This window comes from Colwellia sp. E150_009 (assembly GCF_053543955.1).
Genome location: NZ_JBHFOM010000012.1, coordinates 89,761 through 115,676 on the forward strand (window position 1 = coordinate 89,761; position 25,916 = coordinate 115,676).

Annotated in this window: 23 protein-coding genes; 13 read left to right on the forward strand and 10 right to left on the reverse strand. The window is 36.0% G+C overall.

Features of this window, described 5'->3' with window-relative positions:
- Positions 1-27: 27 nt before the first annotated feature.
- Entirely contained in the window at positions 28-1,104 is a 1,077-nt protein-coding gene (locus tag ACE1OF_RS07860) for an acyltransferase family protein (RefSeq protein ID WP_448893733.1), read from the reverse strand.
- 234 nt (positions 1,105-1,338) lie between these two features.
- Between ACE1OF_RS07860 and zur the strand changes: the two genes are divergently transcribed.
- Positions 1,339-1,773, forward strand: coding sequence for a zinc uptake transcriptional repressor Zur (gene zur / locus ACE1OF_RS07865; protein WP_448893734.1), 435 nt, complete (start codon positions 1,339-1,341; stop codon positions 1,771-1,773).
- A 28-nt stretch (positions 1,774-1,801) separates the two neighbouring features.
- On the opposite strand, the gene ACE1OF_RS07870 is transcribed toward zur, so the two are convergent.
- A complete protein-coding gene (locus ACE1OF_RS07870) occupies positions 1,802-2,914 on the reverse strand; it encodes a multiheme c-type cytochrome (protein ID WP_448893735.1) in 1,113 nt (370 codons plus the stop codon).
- A gap of 267 nt (positions 2,915-3,181) precedes the next feature.
- Between ACE1OF_RS07870 and ACE1OF_RS07875 the strand changes: the two genes are divergently transcribed.
- From ACE1OF_RS07875 to ACE1OF_RS07885, 3 genes are all read left to right on the forward strand, one after another.
- Entirely contained in the window at positions 3,182-5,542 is a 2,361-nt protein-coding gene (locus ACE1OF_RS07875) for a M1 family metallopeptidase (protein ID WP_448893736.1), read from the forward strand.
- Positions 5,543-5,580: 38 nt separating this feature from the next.
- Complete coding sequence (locus tag ACE1OF_RS07880) at positions 5,581-6,072, forward strand: DUF6702 family protein (RefSeq protein WP_448893737.1); 492 nt, start codon at positions 5,581-5,583, stop codon at positions 6,070-6,072.
- Between the two features lie 104 nt (positions 6,073-6,176).
- Positions 6,177-6,641 carry a chemotaxis protein CheX gene (locus ACE1OF_RS07885; RefSeq protein ID WP_448893738.1) on the forward strand — a complete coding sequence of 155 codons (465 nt, stop codon included), beginning with the start codon at positions 6,177-6,179 and terminating at the stop codon, positions 6,639-6,641.
- Positions 6,642-6,746: 105 nt separating this feature from the next.
- On the opposite strand, the gene metE is transcribed toward ACE1OF_RS07885, so the two are convergent.
- Positions 6,747-9,026 (reverse strand): 5-methyltetrahydropteroyltriglutamate--homocysteine S-methyltransferase, encoded by a 2,280-nt coding sequence (gene metE / locus ACE1OF_RS07890; RefSeq protein ID WP_448893739.1) that lies wholly within the window; start codon positions 9,024-9,026, stop codon positions 6,747-6,749.
- A gap of 166 nt (positions 9,027-9,192) precedes the next feature.
- On the opposite strand from metE, the gene ACE1OF_RS07895 reads away from it, so the two are divergent.
- Together ACE1OF_RS07895 and ACE1OF_RS07900 are read left to right on the forward strand one after the other, a co-directional pair.
- On the forward strand, positions 9,193-10,149 hold the full coding sequence (locus ACE1OF_RS07895; protein ID WP_448893740.1) for a LysR family transcriptional regulator: 957 nt from the start codon (positions 9,193-9,195) through the stop codon (positions 10,147-10,149).
- Positions 10,150-10,173: 24 nt separating this feature from the next.
- Entirely contained in the window at positions 10,174-10,596 is a 423-nt protein-coding gene (locus tag ACE1OF_RS07900; protein ID WP_448893755.1) for a secondary thiamine-phosphate synthase enzyme YjbQ, read from the forward strand.
- Positions 10,597-10,629: 33 nt separating this feature from the next.
- Here the strand turns inward: ACE1OF_RS07900 and dnaB are convergent, their stop codons facing one another.
- The 5 genes from dnaB to ACE1OF_RS07925 form a co-directional block, all read right to left on the reverse strand.
- Positions 10,630-12,048, reverse strand: a complete 1,419-nt coding sequence (gene dnaB, locus ACE1OF_RS07905) for a replicative DNA helicase (RefSeq protein ID WP_448893741.1) — start codon at positions 12,046-12,048, stop codon at positions 10,630-10,632.
- Between the two features lie 159 nt (positions 12,049-12,207).
- Positions 12,208-13,155 carry a DUF4097 family beta strand repeat-containing protein gene (locus tag ACE1OF_RS07910; RefSeq protein WP_448893742.1) on the reverse strand — a complete coding sequence of 316 codons (948 nt, stop codon included), beginning with the start codon at positions 13,153-13,155 and terminating at the stop codon, positions 12,208-12,210.
- Positions 13,156-13,238: 83 nt separating this feature from the next.
- A complete protein-coding gene (locus tag ACE1OF_RS07915) occupies positions 13,239-13,799 on the reverse strand; it encodes a hypothetical protein (RefSeq protein ID WP_448893743.1) in 561 nt (186 codons plus the stop codon).
- On the reverse strand, positions 13,792-14,397 hold the full coding sequence (locus tag ACE1OF_RS07920) for an RNA polymerase sigma factor (protein ID WP_448893744.1): 606 nt from the start codon (positions 14,395-14,397) through the stop codon (positions 13,792-13,794). Before ACE1OF_RS07920 ends, ACE1OF_RS07915 begins: the two co-directional genes overlap by 8 nt.
- 148 nt (positions 14,398-14,545) lie before the next feature.
- On the reverse strand, positions 14,546-15,403 hold the full coding sequence (locus ACE1OF_RS07925) for a LysR family transcriptional regulator (protein ID WP_448893745.1): 858 nt from the start codon (positions 15,401-15,403) through the stop codon (positions 14,546-14,548).
- Positions 15,404-15,678: 275 nt separating this feature from the next.
- On the opposite strand from ACE1OF_RS07925, the gene ACE1OF_RS07930 reads away from it, so the two are divergent.
- Complete coding sequence (locus ACE1OF_RS07930) at positions 15,679-16,239, forward strand: YIP1 family protein (RefSeq protein ID WP_448893746.1); 561 nt, start codon at positions 15,679-15,681, stop codon at positions 16,237-16,239.
- Positions 16,240-16,537: 298 nt separating this feature from the next.
- Here the strand turns inward: ACE1OF_RS07930 and rpmE are convergent, their stop codons facing one another.
- Positions 16,538-16,750: a 50S ribosomal protein L31 gene (gene rpmE / locus ACE1OF_RS07935; protein ID WP_448893747.1), complete on the reverse strand. Its 213-nt coding sequence runs from the start codon at positions 16,748-16,750 to the stop codon at positions 16,538-16,540.
- A gap of 241 nt (positions 16,751-16,991) precedes the next feature.
- On the opposite strand from rpmE, the gene priA reads away from it, so the two are divergent.
- The 6 genes from priA to ACE1OF_RS07965 all read left to right on the forward strand — a co-directional run bounded on the left by priA (position 16,992) and on the right by ACE1OF_RS07965 (position 24,273).
- Entirely contained in the window at positions 16,992-19,202 is a 2,211-nt protein-coding gene (priA, locus tag ACE1OF_RS07940) for a primosomal protein N' (RefSeq protein ID WP_448893748.1), read from the forward strand.
- A gap of 109 nt (positions 19,203-19,311) precedes the next feature.
- Positions 19,312-19,872 (forward strand): SPOR domain-containing protein, encoded by a 561-nt coding sequence (locus ACE1OF_RS07945; protein WP_448893749.1) that lies wholly within the window; start codon positions 19,312-19,314, stop codon positions 19,870-19,872.
- A 100-nt stretch (positions 19,873-19,972) separates the two neighbouring features.
- Positions 19,973-20,491: an ATP-dependent protease subunit HslV gene (hslV, locus tag ACE1OF_RS07950; protein ID WP_448893750.1), complete on the forward strand. Its 519-nt coding sequence runs from the start codon at positions 19,973-19,975 to the stop codon at positions 20,489-20,491.
- 88 nt (positions 20,492-20,579) lie between these two features.
- On the forward strand, positions 20,580-21,917 hold the full coding sequence (hslU, locus tag ACE1OF_RS07955) for an HslU--HslV peptidase ATPase subunit (RefSeq protein ID WP_448893751.1): 1,338 nt from the start codon (positions 20,580-20,582) through the stop codon (positions 21,915-21,917).
- Between the two features lie 37 nt (positions 21,918-21,954).
- Positions 21,955-22,314, forward strand: a complete 360-nt coding sequence (locus ACE1OF_RS07960) for a gamma-butyrobetaine hydroxylase-like domain-containing protein (protein WP_448893752.1) — start codon at positions 21,955-21,957, stop codon at positions 22,312-22,314.
- Between the two features lie 642 nt (positions 22,315-22,956).
- A complete protein-coding gene (locus ACE1OF_RS07965) occupies positions 22,957-24,273 on the forward strand; it encodes a methyl-accepting chemotaxis protein (protein WP_448893753.1) in 1,317 nt (438 codons plus the stop codon).
- 538 nt (positions 24,274-24,811) lie between these two features.
- Here the strand turns inward: ACE1OF_RS07965 and ACE1OF_RS07970 are convergent.
- Complete coding sequence (locus ACE1OF_RS07970; protein WP_448893754.1) at positions 24,812-25,642, reverse strand: PhzF family phenazine biosynthesis protein; 831 nt, start codon at positions 25,640-25,642, stop codon at positions 24,812-24,814.
- Between the last annotated feature and the right edge of the window lie 274 nt (positions 25,643-25,916).

Below are 25,916 nucleotides of genomic sequence, written 5' to 3' on the forward strand. Positions count from 1 at the left end.
GCAAGGTACTAGCGTAACTCATTGACTTTAAATTTTGATAAATATTCTACGTTGGTACAATAATAAAGAAACAAACCAAAACAAAATAACATGAAATAAAGCAAATAAAAATGACGCTAAGGTTGGTTCTGCTACTAATTTAAATTGTTCATATAACCACCGATACAAACTACTATTTCCAACAGAAACATTTAAATAAACAGTTACAAATAAAAATGATAAAATGTAAACAAATAAAGGGTTTGTGCCATAAATAAGTAATGGTGAAGCTAACTTTTCTTGCCCCTTTACATCAATTAACCACACAAAAAAAGCTAATAACAAACAAGCAAACCCAGTAGTGTAAATAACGTAAGAACTTGTCCATAACGATTTATTAATAGGCAAAATAAAGCTCCATAACACCGCAAATCCTACAGCAAGGCCGCCAATAATCATAAGCTTAAGAACACTAGTGCTTTTATTTTTTATCGTAGTTAAATACCGCGTTAATTCAAAACCTAACAGCATATTTACGACAGCAGATAGAGTACTAAGCAATCCTTCAGGTTCAAAGCGTATACCATGCATACTATACATATGGTTTGCACCTAATATGGCAAGATCAATTTGGCGTATAATATTACCTTCAATCGTTAACCCTGTTTCTCCTACACTCAGCAATACTCCCCAATAAACAAGTAAAATAACTACCGATACAATAAAAACACCACGGCGATTTAATAACATAACAAGACTAGCCGCTATGACATAAGCTATACCAATACGCTGTAAAACGCCCATAATACGCCATTCTTCCATTGGGCTGTCAAAGGGAATAACATTAAGCATAAAACCGATTAAAAACAGGATAACACCACGTTTCAAAATCCTTAATAATTGCGCAAAAGACGCTGAAAAGTAACTCTTTTTAAAAGAGAAAAACATTGCAGAACCTATGATAAATAAAAAGAAAGGAAAGACTAAATCCGTTGGCGTAGCGCCATGCCAGCTCGCATGTAATAGGGGGGCATAAACATGCGCCCAAGTACCTGGCGTATTAACCAAAATCATCAAAGCAATCGTTATACCTCTAAATGCATCTAGGGCAAGGTATCGAGTCATAAGTAAAATCCAAAATATCTAAATAAATGTTAAAAATATTAATCACAAAAAAAATGACAGCGCTATCATTAACTAATGTAATGCATTATTAAATACTTTGCTAATGTTTTAACTGAAATTTTAAGCAATCTAATAGCTAATTTTTTAGGTGAAGATTTTTCAAACTCTCCCTTACCCTATAGACGATGATGGTTACTGTGTTAAACTGAATGAAAATTCATAACGCTAACGGCCATGTCTACCGAAAAATTACTCTATCAAGCTCAACAAGTCTGTCAAAAAAAAGGGGCTCGTTTAACTAAAACCCGAGAGCAGGTTTTCTTACTCCTTGCTCAACATCAAGGTGCGGTTGGTGCCTATGACTTATTAGATAAACTCAAAATATTAGATCCAGCGGCCAAACCTGCCACCATATATCGAGCTCTAGATTTTTTATCTAAACAAGGCTTTGTTCACAAGATTGAGTCCATTAATGCTTTTGTTATGTGTCATCACTTTGGTGATTGCAACCACCCTGTGCAATTACTTATTTGTGACCAATGCGGCCGAGTAGAAGAAATACAATCAAACAATTTTGATTTAGCTTTACGATCTATGGCTGATGCTACTGGATTTACGATTAGCCATCAAATAGTTGAAGCTCATGGAAGTTGTAGCGCCTGTAAATAAGCGCTACTTTTTGATAAAAATACTTATTTTAGAAATCAAATCTTTGTTTTTTGAACTCATTAAATTTGGTCGCAACATTTTCGTTTGCTAAATTTAATTTCATAATAGCTTTAGGGTTAACCAAAAACCATCCTAAAGTCACATCAACTCTATCTCCTTTTTGAATAGCAAAGTCATACTCAACCGTTCTTTTTTCGTTCGCCTTAATCATCGTATTGGTTATTTCTGTTTTTGCTGCCCATGGCATGGCAGGCTTACCATCAGTTCCGATAACCCTTTTAAAATATTGATCTTTAAATTGTGTTACTTTTCCTGCCCTTGTTACTTGTACTTTAAGTACAGCTAAGCGAAGAGGGTGAAGCAACATTGCGTGAGAGCTTTGGTTATCAATATTCACTTTGAAATATTTTATTTCTCTCAATATTGAAATATCAACATATTGACTTAACATATCAGAATAAAAGTGTGATCCTGGAAAACCATGAAAAACGTGTTCTTTAGTTTCTTTAAATGCTGTCACACTCCCCTTCACTTTAGGCATATGACAACTAACACAATTTGCCCCATCCATTTCATTATCTATATTTGTAGAGCAAACATTAAGGCCATATTTATTCTTTTTATGTGAATGACATCCAACACAAACATTACCATTTTTTATATGTTTATTTTCTGTTTTTATGGTTCCATGATAGGGAGAGTCCATAGCATCTTCTAGTGTTCCAAAATATTTTTTAGGTGTTTCGCTCATTATATTTATATTAGACTGTTCCGCTAGTTTAATACTTTCTATTCGATGACAATATGCACAGCTAATACCTTCTTGATGCGTTGCATTATTAGCTTGTGGCAACGCTTTTTTACCTTTCCCTAACATTTGGTCTAAATTATTTGCTGCTGGGGTGTGGCATTTACCGCACGAATACTGTTCAAATTTTAGGTTTTTAGGGTGCTTATTCCACACTGAGGCATGTATAGGATCTTTTTGAGGTGTAGAATTTGCGTGCATAGAGCGACTAAATTCATCATATATTTGGGTATGGCATGCTTGGCACTCTTTATTCGGTGCATATTTGCCTACAACATTGTTGGCATAAGTAACCGAAGAAAAAAACAACAATAACGATAAAATATATTTCATTTGATAGCCTTATTAATTGTAATCACATATAGTAGAAAAAACTAAATTAACTTATTCTAATATACAAGGGTACAATCTACAACAGCATTATCAATTTTTACGTCGCATAACTTTATCTATATTATTTAATCTTAAATAATCACCCATTAATCGCAAAAAAACCTATCGTATATTCACAGTTGCAGGTTAAACGTGATATAAAGTTCGGCTAAGAATTCACAATTCACCTTGTATACAAAATTATCATTCATTTATAATTGGACGGCTATGAAATATTCATTCTCAAAAATACTCATTTGCTTAACTATTGCTTATAGCAGTACTTTATACACAACAAATGCACTCGCTAAAAATACGACTACTAGCGACAAATTTCGCCAACTAGAAGAAATTTTACCCACACCAAATGTCTACCGTACAGCATCAGGTGCACCAGGACACAAATATTGGCAACAACAAGTTGACTATACTATTGATATTCAACTTGATGATAAAACACAACAACTAACAGGTGTTGAAACATTAAAATATCAAAATAATTCGCCTGATACGTTACGCTATATCTGGCTACAACTTGATCAAAATAAATTAAAGCGCAACTCTGATGCTAAATTAGCTGCAGCCACTGACCAATTAAAAAAAGTAACCTTCAATAGTGTGCGCAATATGATTGAAACACCAAAGTTTGATGGCGGTTATAACATTACTAAAGTCACGAATCGTCATGACAAACCATTAAATTTTGTTATTAATGGCACCATGTTACGTGTTGATTTACCTGAGCCACTTAAATCTGGTGAAGATACTCAGTTTAACGTTGAGTGGAATTATCAACTGCACGAACAAAAGGTATTGGGTGGTCGTTCAGGCTATGAATACTTTAAAGAAGATGATAACTATCTATATGAAGTAGCAAGCTGGTTTCCCCGCGCTGTTGCCTATTACGATACTATGGGCTGGCAAAATAAACAATTCTTAGGTCGTGGTGAATTTACCTTAGAATTTGGTGACTACGATGTAAAAATTACAGTTCCAAGCGACCATATAGTCGCGGCTACAGGTGAACTACAAAATCCAAAAGAAGTCTTAACTAAAACGCAGCGTAAACGTTTAAGCGAAGCTAAAAAAGCTAAAAAACCAGTACTTATTGTTACTATTGATGAAGCGTTAGAAAATGAAAAATCTCGCTCTACAAAAAATAAAACATGGCACTTTAAAGCTAAAAATGTTCGTGATTTTGCCTTTGCTTCCAGTAGAAAATTCATCTGGGATGCGCAAGGTTACCAACACGGTGGTAGCAATACTATGGCTATGTCGTTCTACCCTAATGAAGGTAATCCATTATGGGAAAAATACTCAACTGAAGCCATCATTCATACCATGGAGCAATACAGCAAATACACTTTTGACTATCCGTACCCAGTCTCTATTTCAGTTAATGGCCCTGTAGGTGGTATGGAATATCCCATGATTACCTTTAATGGTCCTCGTCCTACTCTAGATAAAAAAACGGGTGAAAAAACTTATTCACGTCGCACCAAATATGGCTTAGTTGGAGTTATTATTCATGAAGTAGGCCACAATTATTTTCCAATGATAGTGAATTCTGATGAACGTCAATGGACATGGATGGACGAAGGTTTGAACACCTTTTTACAATTTTTGGCTGAACAAGCGTGGGAAGAAGGATATCCTTCACGTCGCGGAGATGCTGCTAATATTACGAGTTATATGAAAAGTACTAATCAAGTACCTATCATGACTAACTCTGAATCTATTTTACAATTTGGCAATAATGCCTATGGTAAACCAGCAACAGCGCTCAATATTTTACGTGAAACCATCATGGGGCGTGAATTATTCGATTTTGCTTTTAAAGAGTACGCACAACGCTGGAAGTTCAAGCGCCCTACTCCTGCTGATTTTTTCCGCACTATGGAAGATGCCTCAGCAGTTGATTTAGACTGGTTCTTCCGTGGTTGGTTCTATACTACTGATCATGTTGATATTGCCCTTGGTGACATACACCTTTATACCGCAGATAGTCAAAACCCTGATACAGAAGAAGCTTGGTTACGTGCCTTGGAAAATGAGAAACCAGAATTCATTACTCGCCTAATGAATAAAGGCCAAAGAGTTCGTACCCAAGACAAACCCGAATTATTAGATTTCTATAACGAACACGATAAATTCACAGCAACCAATGCGGCAAGAAACAAATATAACGCAAACAATAAAAAACTTGAGCAATGGGAAAAAGATTTGTTACTCACGCAAAGTAATTTTTATTTGATTGATTTTGAAAATAAAGGCGGATTAGTAATGCCTATTATTTTAGACATTACCTACGCTGACGGCAGCACTGAGCATATGAAAATACCCGCTGAAATCTGGCGTAAAAACTCAGCAAAAACATCGAAGTTACTTATTCGTGATAAAGAAATAACCGCACTAGCAGTTGATGCTAAATGGGAAACAGCCGATGTTAATGTAAATAACAATTACTGGCCAGCAAAACCAATTAAATCACGATTTGAGCTATACAAGCGTAAAAAAGAAGATATGATGCGAGATTACAATAAAAAATTGAAATCTGCAGATGAAGAAAGTGAAAACGCTGACAACTAATGCTTAAAATGTCATGTTCTTTATTGAAGAAGCTCCCCATGAATAAAATGCTATTGTGCATTTTATTCATGGGTTATGCCCATATAACTATTGCCCACACCTATTTCTTTGGTGTTACTGAACTTAATCTCAATACAAAAACTAAACATATTGAAGTGATTCACCAACTAACTGCTCATGACATAGAGAATGCCATTGCTGAAATCGAGCAAGTTCATTTTTCAACCGAGCATCCTCACTATGACCAATTAATTCAAAAATACATTGAGAAACACTTTATTTTATTACGAGAAAACAACATTATTAAAATGAATTGGATTGGCTTCGAAGTTAAAAGAGGTCAGCTTTTTGCCTATCAAGAAAGTGCATCTGAAAACGTTTTAACTAATTTAGTAATAAAAAATTCAATACTTGTCGATACTTATGAAAAACAAATAAACACGGTGAACTATCAAAGCTTAAACACAGAAAAAGCAATTCAAGGTAGTTTAACTTTTGACCAATTACACAAAGTGGCAATTATTAATTGAAATGAATAAAATATTAATAAAAAAATTAACATGGTTTGATTTACATTTGCTGCAGAAGTGGGCAAAATCAAGCTATTAACAATAGCTAAAGCTCGGAAAATTTAATGAGAGTAGAGTTCATCAACCCATTTTTATCATCAATGCTTAACGTTATGTCTACCATGGCGCAAATGGAATTAACTCCTGAAAAACCTAAATTAAAAACAACCGAAGTATCAATGGGAGATGTTTCAGGTTTAATAGGTATGGTTAGCCCACAAACCAAAGGTTCCTTATCAATTACCTTTGATGAATCGTTAGCATTAGCAACGATGAAAGGCATGGTGGGCGAAGCCCCTGATGAGATAAATGATGAAATCACCGACTTAGTAGGTGAAATCACTAACATGGTGACTGGCGGCGCAAAACGTATGCTCAGTGAAAAAGGAATTGAATTTGATATGGCAACCCCTATTGTTGTCTCAGGAAAAAATCATACAATTCACCATAAATCAGATGGTCCTGTTGTGGTTTTAGCGCTTAAGGGAGAAAAAGGCAAAGCCTATATAGAATTTTCTTTTGGGGAATAAATAACCGGTCAGTTGCCAGACATTTTTCAATTTTCCAAAGTATCATTAATAAAAAGCACTATGTTGTCATAGTGCTTTTTTATTATCCGTATTTAAGGTAATGCATTAACTATTTAACACTCTAAACTGCTTCGCTGCTTGCACCATATTTTCAAGTGCTGATTTTGTCTCATCCCACCCTCTTGTTTTTAAGCCACAATCAGGATTAACCCATAACCTTTCAATAGGAATATAACGTTGCGCTTTTTCTAACAAGTTAACCATCCATTCAACACTTGGGATATTGGGCGTGTGAATATCATAAACACCAGGGCCTAAATCATTTGGGTAGGCTTGCTGTTCAAAAGCGTCAAGTAATGCCATATTTGAGCGTGACGTTTCTACAGTTAACACATCAGCATCAAGTGCAATAATAGCGGGTAAAATATCATTAAACTCTGAATAACACATGTGAGTATGAATTTGTGTTTTAGAGGGTGCTTTAGCAGCCGATAAACAAAATGATGCTGTTGCCCAATTTAAATAATACTGCCATTGGCTTTTTTTAACGGGCATTCCTTCACGAATAGCAGGTTCATCTATTTGTATAATTTGTGTGCCATTACTAATAAGATCTTCAACTTCATCACTAATAGCCAATGCAATTTGCTTAGCAACTTCTGCTCGTGGTAAATCATCACGTACAAATGACCAAGCTAAAATGGTTACAGGGCCTGTCAACATAGCTTTTACAGGTTTTTCTGTAAGAGACTGAGCATAACCTATCCACTCAAGTGTCATGGCTTTTTTGCGACTAATATCACCAAAGATAATTGGAGGCTTAACACAACGTGAACCATAGCTTTGTACCCAAGCAAATTGAGTAAAAGCAATGCCCTCAAGTAACTCCCCAAAATATTCCACCATATCATTTCGTTCGGCTTCACCATGTACTAAGACGTCTAGACCAATATTTTCTTGGCGTTCAATGGTATCTTTAATTTCAGCTTTTATTAGTGTTTCATATTCATTATCACTAATTTCTTGACGACGCCATTTAGCACGAACTTCTCTAATGTCACCTGTTTGAGGGAAAGACCCTATTGTTGTAGTTGGTAAAATAGGTAGGTTTAACTCCACTTTTTGTACTTGCTTACGCTGTGCAAAAGCATCTTTACGATGGTAATCTTGTGTTGTTAATGACGCAACTCTCTGTTTAACATTTGGATTATTAATACGGGTAGAAATACATCGCGCTAGTGCAGCATTTGAGTATTGTGTTATTTCATCACTATTTTGATCTATTAATGCCTGTTTTAATAAACTCAGCTCCTGACACTTTTGTGTGGCAAATGCTAGCCAAGAAGTGAATTCTTTATCAAGTTTCTTTTCTTGGGTTAAGTCAACTGGCGAATGTAGTAAAGAACAAGAAGGCGCTAACCATAATCTGTCACCTATTGAACGATAAATTGGCAGCACTTTTTGGTAAACAGAGACTAAATCAGATTTCCAAACATTTCGACCATTAATCACACCTAAAGAAATTACCCACTCATCTGGTACACATTCAATAATAGTATTTATATTTGTTTTTTCAGAAAGAGTATCTAGGTGAATACCATCAAAAGGCAAATCTTTTATTAATTCAATATGATGGTCGATAGAGGCAAAATAAGTTGTTAATAACAGTTTTAATGTCCCCTTATTAAGGGTTTGATAAGCTTGACTAAATGCTTTTTGCCATTGACTGTCTAACTCTAAACCTAACACAGGCTCATCAATTTGTATCCACTCAACACCTGCAGTAGACAACTGATCTAAAACTTGTTGATAACGTACTAACAACGCAGACAATAACGTTAATTTGTCTACATCATTGGTAACACTTAAATGTAAGTAGGTAATAGGGCCAATCAACACAACCTTACGATTGTCCGAAACTTGTTGAGCATCATTAAACTGTTCTAATAGATTCTTTACATCAATTTCGACATCTGATTTATTTACTAAATTTGCTGAAAGCTCAGGTACAATATAATGATAATTAGTATTAAACCATTTAGTCATATCACTTGCTGCACATTGGCACCCTGAAGGGGCTTTTCCCCGTGCAATACGAAACTCTAAATCAAGCGTATTCGCATCCTTTGTATGGCTAGTAAAACGTGTTGGCGTTAAACCAAGTAACAAAGTAGTATTTAGTACATGATCATAATGTGCAAAATCTCCTACAGGTAATAAATCGATACCAGCTTCTTGCTGAATAGCCCAATTAATATGACGGCGCTCTTTACTTTGTGCCAAAAACTCTTTTTGGTTGATATCGCCTCGCCAATAACTTTCTAAAGAAAATTTTAATTCTCGCTTTGCGCCAATGCGCGGAAACCCTAACGTATGAATTTGCATAACCTGCTCCAATTGCATTTGTAATTTAACCATAGTGATAAAATTGCTGCCTAAAATAAGCAATTATTTTTATAGACGTCTAGACGTTTGAATGGTTATACTTTAAAAAAAGCACGAAATAAGCACAAGCGCAAATTATTCAACAAGGATATGAAAAAAATTCATTATGTTCGAAATTAAACACCTAAAAACACTGTCAACATTAGCTGCGACAGGTAATATAAGAAAAACAGCCGAAAAACTATTTGTTAGCCAGTCTGCTCTTTCTCATCAAATCAAGGATCTAGAGCAACGCTTAAACACTCCCTTGTTTATACGAAATACTTCGCCCGTACAATTTACTGCCCAAGGAAATATGTTACTGACATTAGCGAACACTATTTTGCCTAAAATAAAAGAGACAATGAGCGAATTAAAATGTAAGAACGAAACAACAATACAGTTGAAAATTGCGATTGCTTGCCATGCTTGTTTTCAATGGCTTTTACCTGTAACCGAACAATTTTCAAAACAATATCCTGCATTAAAAATTGAATTTTTGGAACAAGTATTCCCAGCTCAAAATCATGACGAGTTCGCAGACAATATTGATATATTATTCACTGATGAAAAAAAAGAGAATGACAACTTTAGCTACCATGAGTTAGGCGCTTTTGAAGTGGTTGCCGTATTAGCAAATCGCGATACTATTGATTCTGCCGGTTTAATAAATAAAGAATTTTTAGAAGCAGACGATTTTAGCAAACAAGTATTACTGACTTACCCTGTAAAGTCTGATCAATTAGACATTTTTAAATTATTTCTTCATAAAGAGTCTAACAGAGCTGACGCACATAAACATAACAAACATCAAGGCATCACAATAAAACAGGTCGCAAATAGTCACATGATTTTACAAATGGTTGCTGCTAACATGGGTATTGCAGTGTTGCCAATATGGTTAGTAAGTAGCCTAAGCAAACAGTCATTAGTACAAACTAAACGCATTGGCAAGGCAGGTATTTATAAAACGCTTTATGCGCGCTATAACACGCACAACGTGAAAGTTGATATAATCAAACAGTTAATACCACAAACTATTGCTGCATTTAGCCATTTAAACATAAATAATAGTAAACACTAATAACCTGAAAACAGGAAATGCTCGATCATGTGGCAGCAAACTGAAATAAAGTTAAGTCCAAAAAAAAGAAATTTTCATCTTATAACAGATGAAATCATTAAACATTTAACAAACATTAAGCAAATAAAATGCGGCATTTTGCATTTATTTATCAAACACTCCTCAGCTTCATTAACCATTAATGAAAATGCTGATCCAACCGTTCGTAGTGATATGGAAAAGCATTTTAATGTTATAGCCCCAGAACGAGCGCCTTATTATCAACATATCTACGAAGGCGATGACGACATGCCTGCGCATATTAAATCGAGCTTACTTGGTTCTAGTATTAGTATACCTATCACCAATGGGCAGCTCAATTTAGGTATTTGGCAAGGAATATACTTAGGAGAGCATAGAGATCACGCTGGTAGCCGCACAATTGTTGCAACGATTCATGGTGAATAAAGCGGCATACCACTGTGCGTAATACAACCACAACTAATCTTCTTCTAAAACATGCGGGCCAGCATAATTATCAAAGCGTGAATATTTACCTTGAAAGGTTAACGGTACGCGACCAATTGGTCCATTACGTTGTTTACCGATTATAATTTCTGCCATACCTTTAAATTCACTATCATCATGATAAACCTCATCACGATAAATAAACATAATTAAATCGGCATCTTGCTCTATTGAACCAGATTCACGTAAATCTGAGTTGATGGGGCGTTTATCACTTCGTTGCTCCAAACCACGGTTTAACTGAGACAAAGCAACAACAGGCACTTGTAATTCTTTTGCTAACGCTTTTAGTGAGCGAGAGATTTCAGCAATTTCTAAAGTACGATTATCTGAAAATTGTGGCGCACGCATTAATTGCAAATAATCAATCATGATCATCGAAATCCCCCCATGATCACGATGAATACGTCGTGCTCTAGAGCGAACCTCGGTTGGCGTCAACCCTGCTGCATCATCAATATACATTTTACCATTTTCAATGAGTAGGCCCATGGTAGACGACAAACGAGCCCAATCTTCATCATCAAGCTGACCTGTTCTAATTTTAGTTTGATCAATACGCCCTAACGAGGCAAGCATCCGCATCATAATTTGGTCTGCGGGCATCTCTAAACTAAAGATTAACGCGGGTTTGTCTTGAGTCATGGCGGCATGTTCTGCTAGGTTCATCGCAAAGGTTGTTTTACCCATCGACGGACGAGCTGCAACAATAATCAAATCAGATTTTTGTAAGCCTGCAGTCATTTTATCTAAATCTGCAAAGCCACTAGGCACACCAGTTACACCGCCTGTATCAGTGGAACAAAGCTTTTCAATTCTATCAACTGTTTTTTCTAATACCGAATGAAGGCTTTCAGGCCCCTCTGATTTATTCGCGCGCTTTTCTGCAATAGCAAATACTTTGGTTTCAGCAAAATCAAGTAATTCTGCGCTGCTTCTACCCTGCGTGTCATAACCTGCTTCTGCAAGCTCATTCGCAACACTGATCATTTCACGCGTTACGGCACGTTCACGTACAATATCAGCATAAGCAGTGATGTTTGCCGCACTCGGCGTATTTTTCATCATCTCAGCGAGATAAACAAAACCACCTGCGTCATCTAATTTTTGATCATTTTCTAAAGCTTCTGACAGAGTAATTAAGTCAACAGGCTCCCCCAACTCTATTAAGGCAGCGATAGTTTCAAAAATAAGACGATGAGAACGGCTATAAAAATCAGCAGCAACTGTTTTTTCTGCCACCCGATCCCAAGTTTCATTATCAAGTAACAAACCACCGAGTACTGACTGCTCAGCTTCTAAGGAGTGCGGAGGTGTTTTTAATTCATCAATTTGCTTGTCTTTGATAAACTGCGTTTCTTTGGCAAATTTACCAGGCTTTCTATCTGCCATTTTTGAACCTTAATTTTAAACATTTTGAGAGGTTTTTCTAAGAGGAGTAATGTAGCAGAAACACAGATAAAAATAGAGTATTAAAAAAATAAAAATCAGGGAGTCACTCCTGATTTTGTGTTTTTTGCTACAAAGGCAATAGGTACATATTACCCAGTGTTATTTAACAGTAATATCGCCACTGACAGTATTAACACTTACCGAACTGTTTGCATTACCCGTTTGAAAATAAAGCTTTTCGCTAGAACCATATTTAGCTTTTTCTGCTTCTTTAGCGGTTAGTTTGTTAGTTAAATCACCGCCCGCATTAGCTTTTAAACGAAAATCTGCTGCCACATCATCTTGAAAGTCAAGTGTTACTGCGCCACTCACACTTGACGCTTTAACTATACCGTTTCGCTGCAAAAATAAGCTAATTTTTGCATCACCACTTACCTCAGAAATATTTAATTCATCAACTTTAGTTAACTGCAATTTAATATTTCCTGAAACATTATTAACAAAAACTTCACTCGCGTCAGATTTAGACATAATGTCGCCACTCACAACTTTTAATTGTAAACGCCCTGAAGAGTTTTCATCTTTTATATCACCACTAACCGTAGACAAATTAATCTTTCCTTGTAACGATTTTGCTTTGATACTCCCACTAACACTACTTAATTCGATATGTTCAGCAAGATTTTTAGCATTAATATCACCGCTAATCGTTTTAACCGACACATTGTTAGTTAAGTTTTCAAGTTCAACATCACTGGACATACTTTCAAAGTTCATACGAAGATCCGCTGGCATATGTATAGTTAATATAGAGCCTTTAGTTCTTCTGCGATCATTTTTAGGTATGTCAACTTTAATGTTAATAGAACGCGCCACTTGTTCAAAAACAAGTTTTTTTGCTTTATCATCAAGCTCACCTTTCACTGTAACCCATTCTTTATCCCAGCCAACAATAATGACCTTACCACTTAAATTTTCAATAGTAACAGTATTCACCCCATCACTTTTTATTGTTTCGTCTACCTTCTTACCTGCCATAGTGACAGGAATAAAAAGTAAACTAGTAAAAATCAATGCTGCCATTATGTATTTATTAACACTATTCATAAAAACCTCTGTACCCTATTTTACAAAACTTTCAGCTTTGTCTTTAAACTTTATTTTTAATACGTTTTACTATTCAGCAATGGTTAAATTGTTTGCCATTGAATATTTTGATCAATCATATACGGATATAATTGTTGCAATAAATTCAATTCTTGTTGTTGTGTAAAGCGCAGTAAGTTTAGTAAATCAATATTATTTTCATCATTCAGCAAAGCTTTTTCAATTGTTTTACGCGCCTGCGCTAACACCTCAAATTGGGCTTGCATATTGGCAGACAAATGAGACAAGTCTGGTTGCCCATAACTCACAAGCAACGCTTGTTTTTGCTGTTGAAAGCTCATTTGCATTGTTTCTATTAATTGTTCAGCGTTCGATGGTAAAACGTTTTCATTACTTACTACTAAAGGTTCTGTTATTTGTGGTGTTGGGGAAAAAGTGACCCAAGTAACTAAAACTGCAGCAATAAATGACGCTGCCCAAGCCATAGGTACAAAATGACTTTTTTTATTAACAGCAGCACTCTGCTGTTTCTTGTCTTGAATAGCATGTTCAATCCCTTGCCATAAATCTCGCTGTGGCTCTATCTCTTTAGGTAATTTATCTACATAAGATAATAGTGCTTTATCTGAAATGTGTTTATTCATCATTTACTCCTAACAATAGCTCACCACTTAAAGACTCTTTTAATAAAGCTTTCGCTCTATGATATTGTGATTTACTAGAGCCTACAGCTATATTTAACATGTTAGCTATCTCTTCATGGCGATAACCTTCCACTGCAAATAACACAAATACTACTCGCGCTCGCGCAGGCAATTTCGCTATATTCTTGTCTAAGGCTTCAAGTATTGAGGAATCATCTAACGGTACTGAAATTTCGTCTGGCAACGTATGCTTTGCTTGCTCTTCAATACTAAAAATGCGTTGCAGCCAATTTTTCTGCTTACGTAAATAACTCAATACAACGTTACTTGCTACACTATGAAGCCATGTACTAAATTTGCTTTCGCCGCGAAAATTATTTATTTTTTGCCACAGCACCACAAAAACTTCTTGGCAAACATCTTCAGCACTTTCTTTATCTGCAAGCATCCGCCAACACAACGCATAAATTTTTCGATAATGCATTGCATAAAGTTGATGAAATGCAGCTTGCGAGCCATTCTTCGCCTGAGTAATCCACTCTTGCTCCTGAGTGTTAACAAATAATTTTTGAGCATTAATTATCTTGGGGTTATTCAAAAAATAATTTCTCTTAATGTTTGTTGTATAGTTAGATGCAAGAAATCAATAAAGGGTTTAAAGCTGAATTTTTTATTTTATGCTTTACTCTTCAAAGTAAAGTATTTATAGACATAAAAATTACACCTTAGACTATGAACTAATTCCTTTAGGTAACGTTAATTTCAGTGACTATGTTATGTAATACTCTTACTGCTGATTCTATAAGTACATTATCTGATGATTTAGGGTAAATAACATAGGCTGGAAGTTGAAATGAGGGGGCCGATTCAACAGGAAATAAACGTTCTTGGTTAATCAGTTCCAACACCAGTCTACGAGGAAAGTAGCCAGATCCCCCCATATTGAGGATATGTTGTAAACCTAACCAACCAATGCCAACAGTTAAACGCGGGCTGCTTAATTCAGGTAGGCTAGCTGTTAATTGTGAAAGAAATTCAGGTCCCCAATTTACATGAACATAGGTATTAGGGTTAGCCAATCCTAGTGCTACTTTTTGAGTACTCACAAGAATCAACTCTTCATCTAATAACCAGTCTACTTTAAGTGTAGGGCGATGTTGCGGCGTATACATAATACCAATATCAAGCCTACCATCAATCAAGTTTTGCATTAAACCTTCTTCAATGCCGCTTTCTGCTCTTATTTGCATATTGGGTTGTTCAATACTTATTTTTTCAAGCCAACGCAGTAATAACCCGTCCCAAAGCCCAAAACGTCCCCCAACTGTAAGCACACCATCATAAGCAGGCGCAAAACCAATATCATGACGAGCACGTTCCATTGTTTGTACCAGATTAACAGCATAACGTAGAAAACGTCTTCCTGAAGGGGTAAGCGTAGCACCCGATTTGTTTCGTATAATTAACTGACAGCCCATGTAGTCTTCTAACGAGCGTATTCTACGACTAATAGCCGTTTGTGTTAGGTGAAGACTTTGCGCAGCAGCAGTAAAGCTGCCCGTATCAACTATTTTGATGAAAGTCCGCGCAAATTCAATATCCAAGATAAACCTTTTTAAAATAACGTAAAATTAAGTACTTTTAATACTATCACTGATATAGCGCGACTCGAACAAATTTATCAAGGCAATTAATACCAATATAACATGATTATTTGTCATACTATCTGTGATTATTTTTCATTTGTGTAATGTATGATTCAGGCTTAAGCTTATCAGGTAAACGCTTTATTATAAAAATCAATTAGTCATTTAAACAGACTAGCACTTCTACTTTGGGTTAAGAAACTCATCAGTTAGCTGGTTTACTAGAGGTTACTATGGTCATTCCTTATTATTTAAAAATGTTATATACGTCAAACACCGCTTGGGAGGAAATTGATCAGTCGGTAGTAAAAACCCTATTTTATATGGTGTTACCATTATCATTACTACCACCAGTAATGATCCTCTATGCTGGGTTTGAATACGGTGAAAGTTTTTTTACCGCAGCTAATGAAGTAGTTTGGATTTCAAGCGCTGCTGTGTTTTTAGTTGCAGAACTTATTACCGTAATGTTGATGGCATGGGCTATTAAAAATATTGCTGCTTCTCGAGGAATTGAAACCGACTACAGAAATACACTCACGGTAACATCTTTTTCAGCTGTTCCTATGTGGCTGTCTTCATTTGCACTATTTCTTCCAAACCCATTATTTGTCATTAGTATGGTACTTTTAGGTTTGTTAACCTCAATATGCCTAAACTACTACGGAACAAAAAATTTACTACATATGCATGAAGAATTAGAAGTAGCATCTATTACTCATACTACGATTTCTCTGGGTGTAGTAGCTTGGGTATTTTTAGTAACGCTAATTGTTATTCCACTTTTGTGGTAGTTTTTCCTCTTAATAAGCTCACCACCAAAAAATCGTGATGTTTTAGCTCCATACAAACAGCCCAATTTCCATGCCCAGCTTGCTGGGTTTTCACCTGCTTATTTCGCATGGTTATGACAACTGGAATTGTTTCACTTACCGCACATTGATTAGTAAATACAACCTATTTTTGAAAAATTAGTGGTAAAAATAAAATCAAAAAAAAAGCTTCTGATTCTCAGAAGCTTTTTCAAAAAAACAAGATTAGAGTGTACAAAATGACTGTCTAATCATTGCTCTTTTTCTGTCTGATGCTACTTTACTTTTTAGAAAGCGCGCCAAAACGTTTGTTGAATTTATCAACACGACCACCTGTCTCAGCAGCTTTCTGCTTACCAGTATAGAATGGGTGACATTCAGAACATACGTCTAAATGAATATCTTTACCAGCAGTTGAACGAGTTGTAATAACATTGCCACAAGAACAAGTTGCTTTAAACTCAACATAATTAGGATGAATTCCGTCTTTCATGGGGACCTCTATATCTCTTTCGAGAAATTGGGCGTATCGCCACTTAGCCGCTTAGTTGAATCAACTTAAAAACGCTAAGCACCATACGGTGTAAAATTAATGGGGGCGAATAATAAATGATCACCGCATTAACTGCAAGCTAAAGCAGGTAAAAACACATGAAAAAAAGACTTATTAATTATTCATGTGTTTTACGTTAAGATAAAGCATAACTCGCTTTCATCATCATTCAATATAAGCCGTGTCCAAACAATATGTACAAGTAGCCGTACCCGTTCCTATGCGGCAGCTATTTACTTACCAAGTGCCCATAGAAATGCAATATCCCGCGATAAAAATTGGCGAGCGCATAGCTGTGTCGTTTGGCTCAAGAAAGGTCATTGCAATTGTTATAGCAATTGACAATGAATGCGTTATTGAATCAAAAATAAAACCTATTTGCCAACGCCTAAACGACAGTTTTCACTTAAGTGATTCCTTAGTCAGCTTTTTAAAACTATGTGCTGATTATTATCACCACCCTATTGGTGATGTATTACAACAAGCCTTACCTAAATTATTAAGACAGGTAAAAAAAGTAAACTTGCAACCGCCTATGGTTTGGCAAAGTCAAAAAATTACATTGGATACGCAAAAGCAGTCTTTAAATCAAATTAAAACAAAGGCACCAAAACAACTTGCTCTTTATCAGTTAATTACTAAGAATCGAGGCATTAGTTGGGCTGAATTACGCACGTTGGGCTATAGTAAATCACAGTTAAATGCGCTGATAACAAAAGTTCTGATAGAGGAGGTGAAACAAGAGCCTTCATTATTTTCATGGCACAGTGAAAAATTATCAGAGAAAAACAAACAGGTATTATCAACCGAACAAGCGCTTATTGTTTCAGTCATAGGTCAATCACTTGAACGATTTTCTTGCCATTTAATTGATGGCGTAACAGGCAGTGGTAAAACAGAAGTGTATCTTCAAGCCATGGAAAATGTTTTGGCGAAGAATCAACAAGTATTGGTCATAGTACCTGAAATAGGTTTAACCCCACAAACACTATTACGGTTTGAACAACGTTTTAGTGTACCTATTTGTCTACACCATTCAAACCTTAATGATACTGAGCGTTTAGACACTTGGCTGAGTGCACAACAAGGTAGTGCAGCTATCATCATTGGCACACGTTCTGCAGTTTTCTCACCACTTCATAAACTCGGTATGATTATTGTTGATGAAGAACACGACAACTCATTAAAACAACAAGACGGTTTTCGTTATCACGGTAGAGATATTGCCATTTTACGTGCAAGACAGCTTAATATACCAATAATTCTGGGTAGCGCTACGCCAAGCTTTGAATCGCTCCAAAATGCATTATCAAGTAAGTATCAGTATCATCAATTACGTCAGCGCGCTGGGGCCAGTAATACAGCAAAAATGGCATTAATTGATGTGGCTAAACAACAAATGGAGTTTGGTTTATCGGGGAGTTTAAAGCACGAAATTAAGCAAACATTAGCGCGCGGTGAGCAAGCGCTTATATTCCTAAATCGACGTGGTTACGCCCCTGCAATTAATTGCCAAGAATGTCATTGGATTTGTGATTGCCAACGTTGTGATAAACCCTATACATTTCATCAAAAGCAACAATTATTAATATGTCATCATTGCGGTAGCCAAAAGCGAATACCAAAACAATGCCCTAGCTGTGGTAGCGTTCGTATTGCGCCAATTGGCCAAGGAACAGAACAATTAGAACAGCGTATTAGTGAAATTTTTCCAGACGTCAGTGTGATAAGAATAGATCGCGACAGTACTCGAAAAAAAGGCGAGCTCACTAAATTATTACAAGAAATAACCGCAAAAAAACATCAATTATTAATTGGCACGCAAATGCTTGCCAAAGGCCACCATTTTCCTGATGTAACTTTAGTTGCAGTGCTTGATGGAGATGGCGCATTATTCAGTTTTGATTTTCGTGCCAGTGAACAAATGGCACAATTGTTAATTCAAGTAGCTGGCCGTGCTGGCCGTGCTAGCAAACCAGGTAAAGTATTAATACAAACCAATTACCCTGACCATCCGTTATTACAAGATTTAGTCCATAATGGTTACCAACATTTTGCCAAACAAGCCTTACTTGAACGCAAACAAGCTATGTTACCGCCTTTTACTTATCAAGCCTTGTTTCGCGCAGAAGCAAATTACCCGAGTTATCCTGAAAAATTCTTACGGGCTTTAACTGAAATTACAGTAGAAAATTGCCAATATGCAGGGCCTACCCCTGCAGCCATGGAGAAAAAAGCTGGCAAATTTCGCTACCATTTAATCTTACAAGCAAAATCGAGAAAAGCGCTGCATCTTGCGGTATTACAATTACTTACTATAATTCCCGCCAATGAGTGGTTGAGTAAAGTTCGCTGGAGTGTTGATATCGATCCTGTTGATTTAAGCTGGTAATTTATTCTTTTTAAATCAAATCACCGATAAAGGTATTCCGTATATACTTGTAATTAGAAATCACTTAAGTATAAAATACCTAACACTCTTCACGACTTCCCTGTAGTTCATGTCAAACCAAGATTATGTTTCCCGAACACCTTCGAAAAAGAAAAAAAATAGCCCTTACAAAAAGAAATCGGCCGAACCAACCCGAGTATTGTCAATAAAAACTAAAATAATTGGTGTGCTTGCTATTTTATTAATCGTTGGGTTCTCATACGGTTTATGGTTTTTAAAAACAAGTTCACTAACTAAAGATCCAATTCAAGCAAATGAGCAACCTATTACGAAAAAAGAACAAAATCTTCCTGCTCCACCTAAAGAAAAATGGACTTACGTAGAAAATTTAAAAACTAAAAAAGTTGAAGTGGGTCAATATGAAATAAAACAAAATGGCCCGTATAAAATGCAATGTGGCTCTTTTAAAACCCGTCCTCAAGCAGAATCACTCAAAGCTAAAATGGCATTTGTTGGTATTGAAAGTCAAATTCAGACAGCCCAAGGCAAAAACAATATGTGGTATAAAGTTGTTTTAGGGCCTTATGAACGAAAACGTGCCGCAGAAGAAGATAAGCACAAATTACGCAACAACAAAATTAATGGCTGTCAAATTTGGCTATGGAAATAATTCCAATAGAATTAGGATAAAATTAATTCTATCCTTGAAAAATCAGTAATAATCCCAACTTTATCTACAACAAAATGTATTTATTGAGATTGGAGTTAATGTGACAACTATCGTTTCAGTTAGACGCAACGGCAAAGTTGCTATTGGTGGTGATGGCCAAGTATCGCTGGGTAATACTGTTATGAAAGGTAATGCTAAAAAAGTACGCCGTTTATACAACAACAAGGTACTCGCTGGCTTTGCTGGCGGAACAGCTGACGCTTTTACCTTATTTGAACGCTTTGAAAGCAAACTTGAACAGCACCAAGGCCATTTAACAAAAGCCGCCGTAGAACTTGCGAAAGATTGGCGTAGTGATCGAGCCCTACGAAAGCTTGAAGCATTACTTGCTGTGGCAGATGAAACAGCCTCTTTAATTATTACGGGTAATGGTGATGTAGTTCAGCCTGAACATGACTTGATTGCTATTGGCAGTGGTGGAAACTTTGCTCAATCAGCTGCAACAGCACTTTTAGAAAATACCGATTTAAGCGCTAGAGAGATCGTTGAAAAATCCTTAACTATCGCTGGTAACATTTGTGTATTTACCAATCATTCTCAAACGATAGATGAACTGTAAGTTTTATGTTTGATCACTTTTTACGCTTTATATTTTTGAAACATATTATTGTCTTGTTGATAAATCAAAACGACATGAGGAATAAACAATGTCAGATATGACTCCCCGCGAAATTGTCCATGAATTAGATAGCCACATTATTGGTCAAGGTGACGCTAAACGTGCTGTCGCTATTGCTTTACGAAACCGCTGGCGTCGTATGCAATTAGACGAAGCCTTACGTAATGAAGTCACGCCAAAAAATATTTTAATGATCGGCCCAACTGGGGTTGGTAAAACTGAAATTGCTCGCCGCTTAGCTAAGTTAGCTCGTGCACCTTTCATTAAAGTAGAAGCGACAAAATTCACCGAAGTGGGTTATGTTGGTAAAGAAGTTGAAACCATTATTCGCGATCTTGCTGATATGGCAATAAAAATGGTTAAAGAAGACGAAATGAATCGTGTGCAGCATTTAGCAGAAGAAGCTGCCGAAGAACGCATTTTAGACGTATTGCTGCCACCTGCTCGAGATGGTTTTGGTAACGTAGAAACAAAAGAAGAAGAAAGTAGCACTACTCGTCAAGTATTTCGTAAAAAACTACGCGAAGGAAAATTAGACGACAAAGAAATAGAACTCGATTTAGCTGCCCCACAAGTGGGAGTTGAAATTATGGCGCCTCCAGGCATGGAAGACATGACTTCACAGTTACAAAGCATGTTTCAAAATATGTCGAGCGATAAAACTAAAAAACGCAAGTTAACCATTAAAGACGCGTTTAAAGCATTAAAAGAAGAAGAAGCAGCCAAAATTGTTAACCACGATGACATAAAACAAAAAGCGATTTATGCTGTGGAACAAAACGGTATTGTATTTATTGATGAGATAGACAAAATTTGTAAACGTGCCGACAGCAACAGTGGTGGTGATGTATCGCGTGAAGGCGTACAGCGTGATTTACTGCCTTTAATTGAAGGTTCTACTGTAAGCACTAAGCATGGCATGATTAAAACAGATCATATTCTGTTTGTTGCCTCTGGTGCCTTTCAAATGGCAAAACCATCTGATTTAATTCCTGAATTACAAGGTCGTTTACCTATTCGGGTTGAGTTAAAGGCATTGTCGACAGAAGACTTTGTGAGAATACTAACCGAACCTTTTGCTTCACTAACTGAGCAGTATATAGCTTTATTAGCAACAGAAGGCGTTAATGTGAAGTTTAGTGATGATGGTATTCAAGCAATTGCAAGTGCTGCTTGGCAAGTGAATGAAACAACAGAAAATATAGGTGCTCGCCGTTTGCATACCATGATGGAGAGACTCACTGAAGATTTGTCTTTTCATGCCGACAAACGTGCAGGTGAAGAAGTTATCATTGATAAAGCTTATGTTGTTAAAACTTTAGATGATGTGGTGAAAAACGAAGATCTAAGTCGTTTTATTCTTTAAATTTACTTTACGATATAATCGTCTTAACAGGTTATTTATGCGTATTAAATGTTTTAACATCAATAGTAATAAAAAAAGTATCACCATAGATTTTATTAATGGCGACACTGCCTGTTTAGATTTTGAGTATTTGCGTGTTTTCTCCCCCAACGTACAGAAGTCAACAAAACAACAAACTTTAGTAACCCATAAAAAACAGGTGTTACTCAATACAATAGAAAATGTGGGTAAACACGGTTTTCGCTTTATTTTTGATGATCAACACAGTGCAATATATACCACCGAATATATTGTACTGTTAATCAAAGAGCAAGAACAACGTTGGCAGTATTACTTAACCGAATTGAAAGCTTCTGGCCACTCTAGAGAAGCCATGATTAATATAACTCAACTGTAAATAGTTAGTCCCCTCTACACCAGAAAATGTAGGGTTATGGATTATCAACACACGATTGATTATTAAGCGTTTACAGTGCGTAAAACAAGGGCTGGGCATATTAACCTTCTGAAAAATGCTCAAATTATGAACACAACTTACTTATTAACCTGAACTCGGTTTAGGATATAGTTAACAAATTGAAATAATAGTAAAAATTATTTTAATATATCTCTAGCTTGATAGTTTTTTAAATTCAAAGCAAATTTCACGTCAATAACTGGCCTATTGCAAGTAAATTTAACGCAGAGATAAGGAAAAATAGCTGCTAGAAAAACATTTGGTAAGCCGAGCTCAGGTTTATTACAATCCAAAGCGTTTTGTAATAATATTTTAGACAAAATCGCAAATGCTGACTATATTTGGCTGTGTTGTATTTCAATGTTGATGAACTATACTTAATGCAGAAAAACTTAACAATGGCAGACGTAACATGGCTTATAAACAGTTTCAAAACACCCTAAATAACCTTTCACACTTAAAAATACTTTCTCAACCAATAAAGCCATATGGAGCCTTTTTAAGGCATCTTAAAACATTACTTAATAATTGAAACTGCAACTGCATTTATAAAATACCATAACAAATTAAGGAAGTAATGAAATGCTCTTTCGTGATAAAAAATTATTAGCAAGAATTGATTTACTCGAAAAACAACTGGATAGCTTTCATCGTATACATGATGGTTTAAAAAAAGAGATGATTTATTTTTCTTTAAACACTAAAGGAGAGTTTATAGAGGTGTCAACACAGTTTTTAGAAAAGCTAGGCTATTCTGAAAGCAGAATTTTAAAGCAAAACATTCGAGATTATATTGTTAAATCATCCTTAGATAAAAATCACTGCAAAATGATGTTTGACGCTATTTATGCTGCTCAGCATTGGCATGGAGCTATTCAGCTTCTATCAAATGATAATCGTGAAATATGGCTCAGGGCGATAATTCAACCAAAGTATATATCAGAAACTAACAGTGTAGAGCTAGTTATATATTCTAGTGAACTCACACAAACAATTTCTAGATCCAGAGAGCAAGGAGATATGTTAGACGCATTAAACCGATCATCCGCCGTTATAGAGTTTAATCTTGAAGGTATAATACTCGATGCGAATGAGAACTTTCTTAAAACAATGAAGTATTCGAAAGAGCAAATTATCGGAAAGCACCATAAGATTTTTTGTGATCCCAAAGAAGTTGAAACACAAAAGTATCGAGATTTTTGGCAGAAACTCAGTACAGGAAAACATGTTTCGGATAGATTCCAACGCTTTGATAGCCAGAATAATTCCGTTTGGTTGGAAGCATCATATAACCCAATTCATAATAATGAAGGTCAGTTATATAAAGTAGCTAAATTTGCAACTGTCATTACCGATGAAATGGATAGGCAATTGGCAATATCTGAAACCTCTGACATTGCCTATGATATCTCGAAAAAAACAGATAAAGACACCTTGACAGGTATTGAAGTAATAAAATCTACTATTCAAACTATGAATGAATTATCCCAAGAAATGGGGAGTGCTAGTCAAGGAATATTAGAACTAAGCACACAATCACGAAAAATATCTGAATTAGTTGAGAGTATACGTGGTATTGCAGATCAAACGAATCTTTTAGCGCTAAACGCTGCAATTGAGGCAGCAAGAGCTGGGGAACAAGGAAGAGGCTTTGCCGTTGTTGCTGATGAAGTAAGGCAACTTGCCTCTAGAACCAGTAAGGCGACAGAAGAAATAATTGATGTTGTATCTGAAAATAAACAGCTGACGGATAAAGCTGTATTACTTATTGACGAAAGTATGAATAAGGCAGTAAAAGCTTTAGAACTGTCAAATGATGCTGGAAGTGTAATGAATGAAATACAAATAGGAGCAAGAGAAGTAGTTGATGCTATTGGTAAGTTTAATAGTAATTTATAACCAATAAACTAGAAAGCTAATCGTCTAGACCACTGCGTCTAGACGCTTACACATGAATGGTAAAAATTAAGGAATATAAAACACGATGAAACAGTAAAGAATAATACCAATTTGATTAAATTTCTTCCCAACTCAGAGCTTCATTAGCGAGCTTAGAACAAGGAAAATTGATTAAACATAGTTACTCTATATTTCTTCAATTTTGCGATGTTATCAGTTTGCTAATGAGCTCCCAAAGGGCGAGTTTAAAAGGCTTATATGCGGCGTTATTGATTTTGACAAGGGAATGACCATTCTCTTCAATCAATGCCTTGCCTCTAAGCCTTTTAATTCTCGCTGAGTGGGAAAGAACTTAATCAACTTGGTATAAATAACAGGCAAAAAAAGTTCATATTTTTACGTCTTAACTTCCTGTGTTTTGCGATCGAGTAATTGCTTGTGAACCCTCCACTAAAAAATCACGATTTATTAACTATTGACGCCATACTCGTTTGTTATACGGAAATTTCCTGCCTGCCGACTTTATGAGCAAAACCACCTACTCTAACCTTAATAATTCCCTGTTCGCTCGACTCAACAGACGCAGTAATTCTCGAAATACACTCCATTGCCCGACCTTGCTCGAAAATAAACTATTCGAATGTTTATTAGGAAGATACTTGGTTAAATAACATGCTAATGCACCACTCGCACTCCCAGTCGCTGACTCCTCGGGAATACCAAACAATGGAGCGAAGTTACGACAACTTGCTGTAACCATGCTTGTTTTTTCACATAACTCAAAAGCATGAATACCAATAACATCATGCCTTTTACAGAATCTACTGGTTAGATTTTCATTCACTTGAATTTTATCGAGATACCCATATGGGACTGGGACAATAATATCAGATAAACCTGTTGAAATAACCTCAATCGGTAACCGAGTCGATTCAAGTACTTTCGAGTCTAGTCCGACTAACCCCGATATAACTTCATAACTAAACTGTCCACGGTATTCTGGTAGCTTCTGATCCATGACTATAAGACCATTTGCCTTTATGGTTACGACAAGTAAACCTGCTTTAGTCCTTTGGAGGTATTTACCTTCAGTTATGATTCCGTCTTGATGCATTGTCGAAAACGCAGCTAATGTGGCATGTCCACAGAAATCAACTTCACCTGCTATGGTGAAAAAAGTCACCCCAAAATCGGCTTCGTTATCTCGAGACACAAATGCAGTTTCCGAATAACCAACAACTTGTGCTATTTGTAATTTTTCTTCGTTCGACAAATGATCAGCGTCAAGCACAACACCTGCAGGATTTCCACCAGTTCCATTCGCAGTAAAAGAATTAACCAAAAAAGCTTCAACGTTCTTCAATCTCAATTTCTCCGTATAACGAGACTATAAAATTTCTCTATTCTCGAGAAAACACTGCCATTTTGTAAATTTAATAATTAAACAAAACAACAAGTTAAAAATTGTAATTTATCATGATTTTACAAAGAACGAGTTATTCTACAACCTCAACGCCTCATTCAGAGGCAATTGCGTATTCTCATGACTTTGATCACCGATTCTCATCAGCTTTGATCACTTGATTTATCATTTTGTAGAGCCAACTTTAAATTAACTTAACTGATCATCATCAGTCAATTCA

Coding starts and splice junctions, on each gene's coding strand:
- ACE1OF_RS07860 (WP_448893733.1), bottom strand. CDS start 1,104: ATGACTCGATACCTTGCCCTAGATGCATTTAGAGGTATAACGATTGCT.
- zur (WP_448893734.1), top strand. CDS start 1,339: ATGTCTACCGAAAAATTACTCTATCAAGCTCAACAAGTCTGTCAAAAA.
- ACE1OF_RS07870 (WP_448893735.1), bottom strand. CDS start 2,914: ATGAAATATATTTTATCGTTATTGTTGTTTTTTTCTTCGGTTACTTAT.
- ACE1OF_RS07875 (WP_448893736.1), top strand. CDS start 3,182: ATGAAATATTCATTCTCAAAAATACTCATTTGCTTAACTATTGCTTAT.
- ACE1OF_RS07880 (WP_448893737.1), top strand. CDS start 5,581: ATGAATAAAATGCTATTGTGCATTTTATTCATGGGTTATGCCCATATA.
- ACE1OF_RS07885 (WP_448893738.1), top strand. CDS start 6,177: ATGAGAGTAGAGTTCATCAACCCATTTTTATCATCAATGCTTAACGTT.
- metE (WP_448893739.1), bottom strand. CDS start 9,026: ATGCAAATTCATACGTTAGGGTTTCCGCGCATTGGCGCAAAGCGAGAA.
- ACE1OF_RS07895 (WP_448893740.1), top strand. CDS start 9,193: ATGTTCGAAATTAAACACCTAAAAACACTGTCAACATTAGCTGCGACA.
- dnaB (WP_448893741.1), bottom strand. CDS start 12,048: ATGGCAGATAGAAAGCCTGGTAAATTTGCCAAAGAAACGCAGTTTATC.
- ACE1OF_RS07910 (WP_448893742.1), bottom strand. CDS start 13,155: ATGAATAGTGTTAATAAATACATAATGGCAGCATTGATTTTTACTAGT.
- ACE1OF_RS07915 (WP_448893743.1), bottom strand. CDS start 13,799: ATGAATAAACACATTTCAGATAAAGCACTATTATCTTATGTAGATAAA.
- ACE1OF_RS07930 (WP_448893746.1), top strand. CDS start 15,679: ATGGTCATTCCTTATTATTTAAAAATGTTATATACGTCAAACACCGCT.
- rpmE (WP_448893747.1), bottom strand. CDS start 16,750: ATGAAAGACGGAATTCATCCTAATTATGTTGAGTTTAAAGCAACTTGT.
- ACE1OF_RS07945 (WP_448893749.1), top strand. CDS start 19,312: ATGTCAAACCAAGATTATGTTTCCCGAACACCTTCGAAAAAGAAAAAA.
- hslU (WP_448893751.1), top strand. CDS start 20,580: ATGTCAGATATGACTCCCCGCGAAATTGTCCATGAATTAGATAGCCAC.
- ACE1OF_RS07960 (WP_448893752.1), top strand. CDS start 21,955: ATGCGTATTAAATGTTTTAACATCAATAGTAATAAAAAAAGTATCACC.
- ACE1OF_RS07965 (WP_448893753.1), top strand. CDS start 22,957: ATGCTCTTTCGTGATAAAAAATTATTAGCAAGAATTGATTTACTCGAA.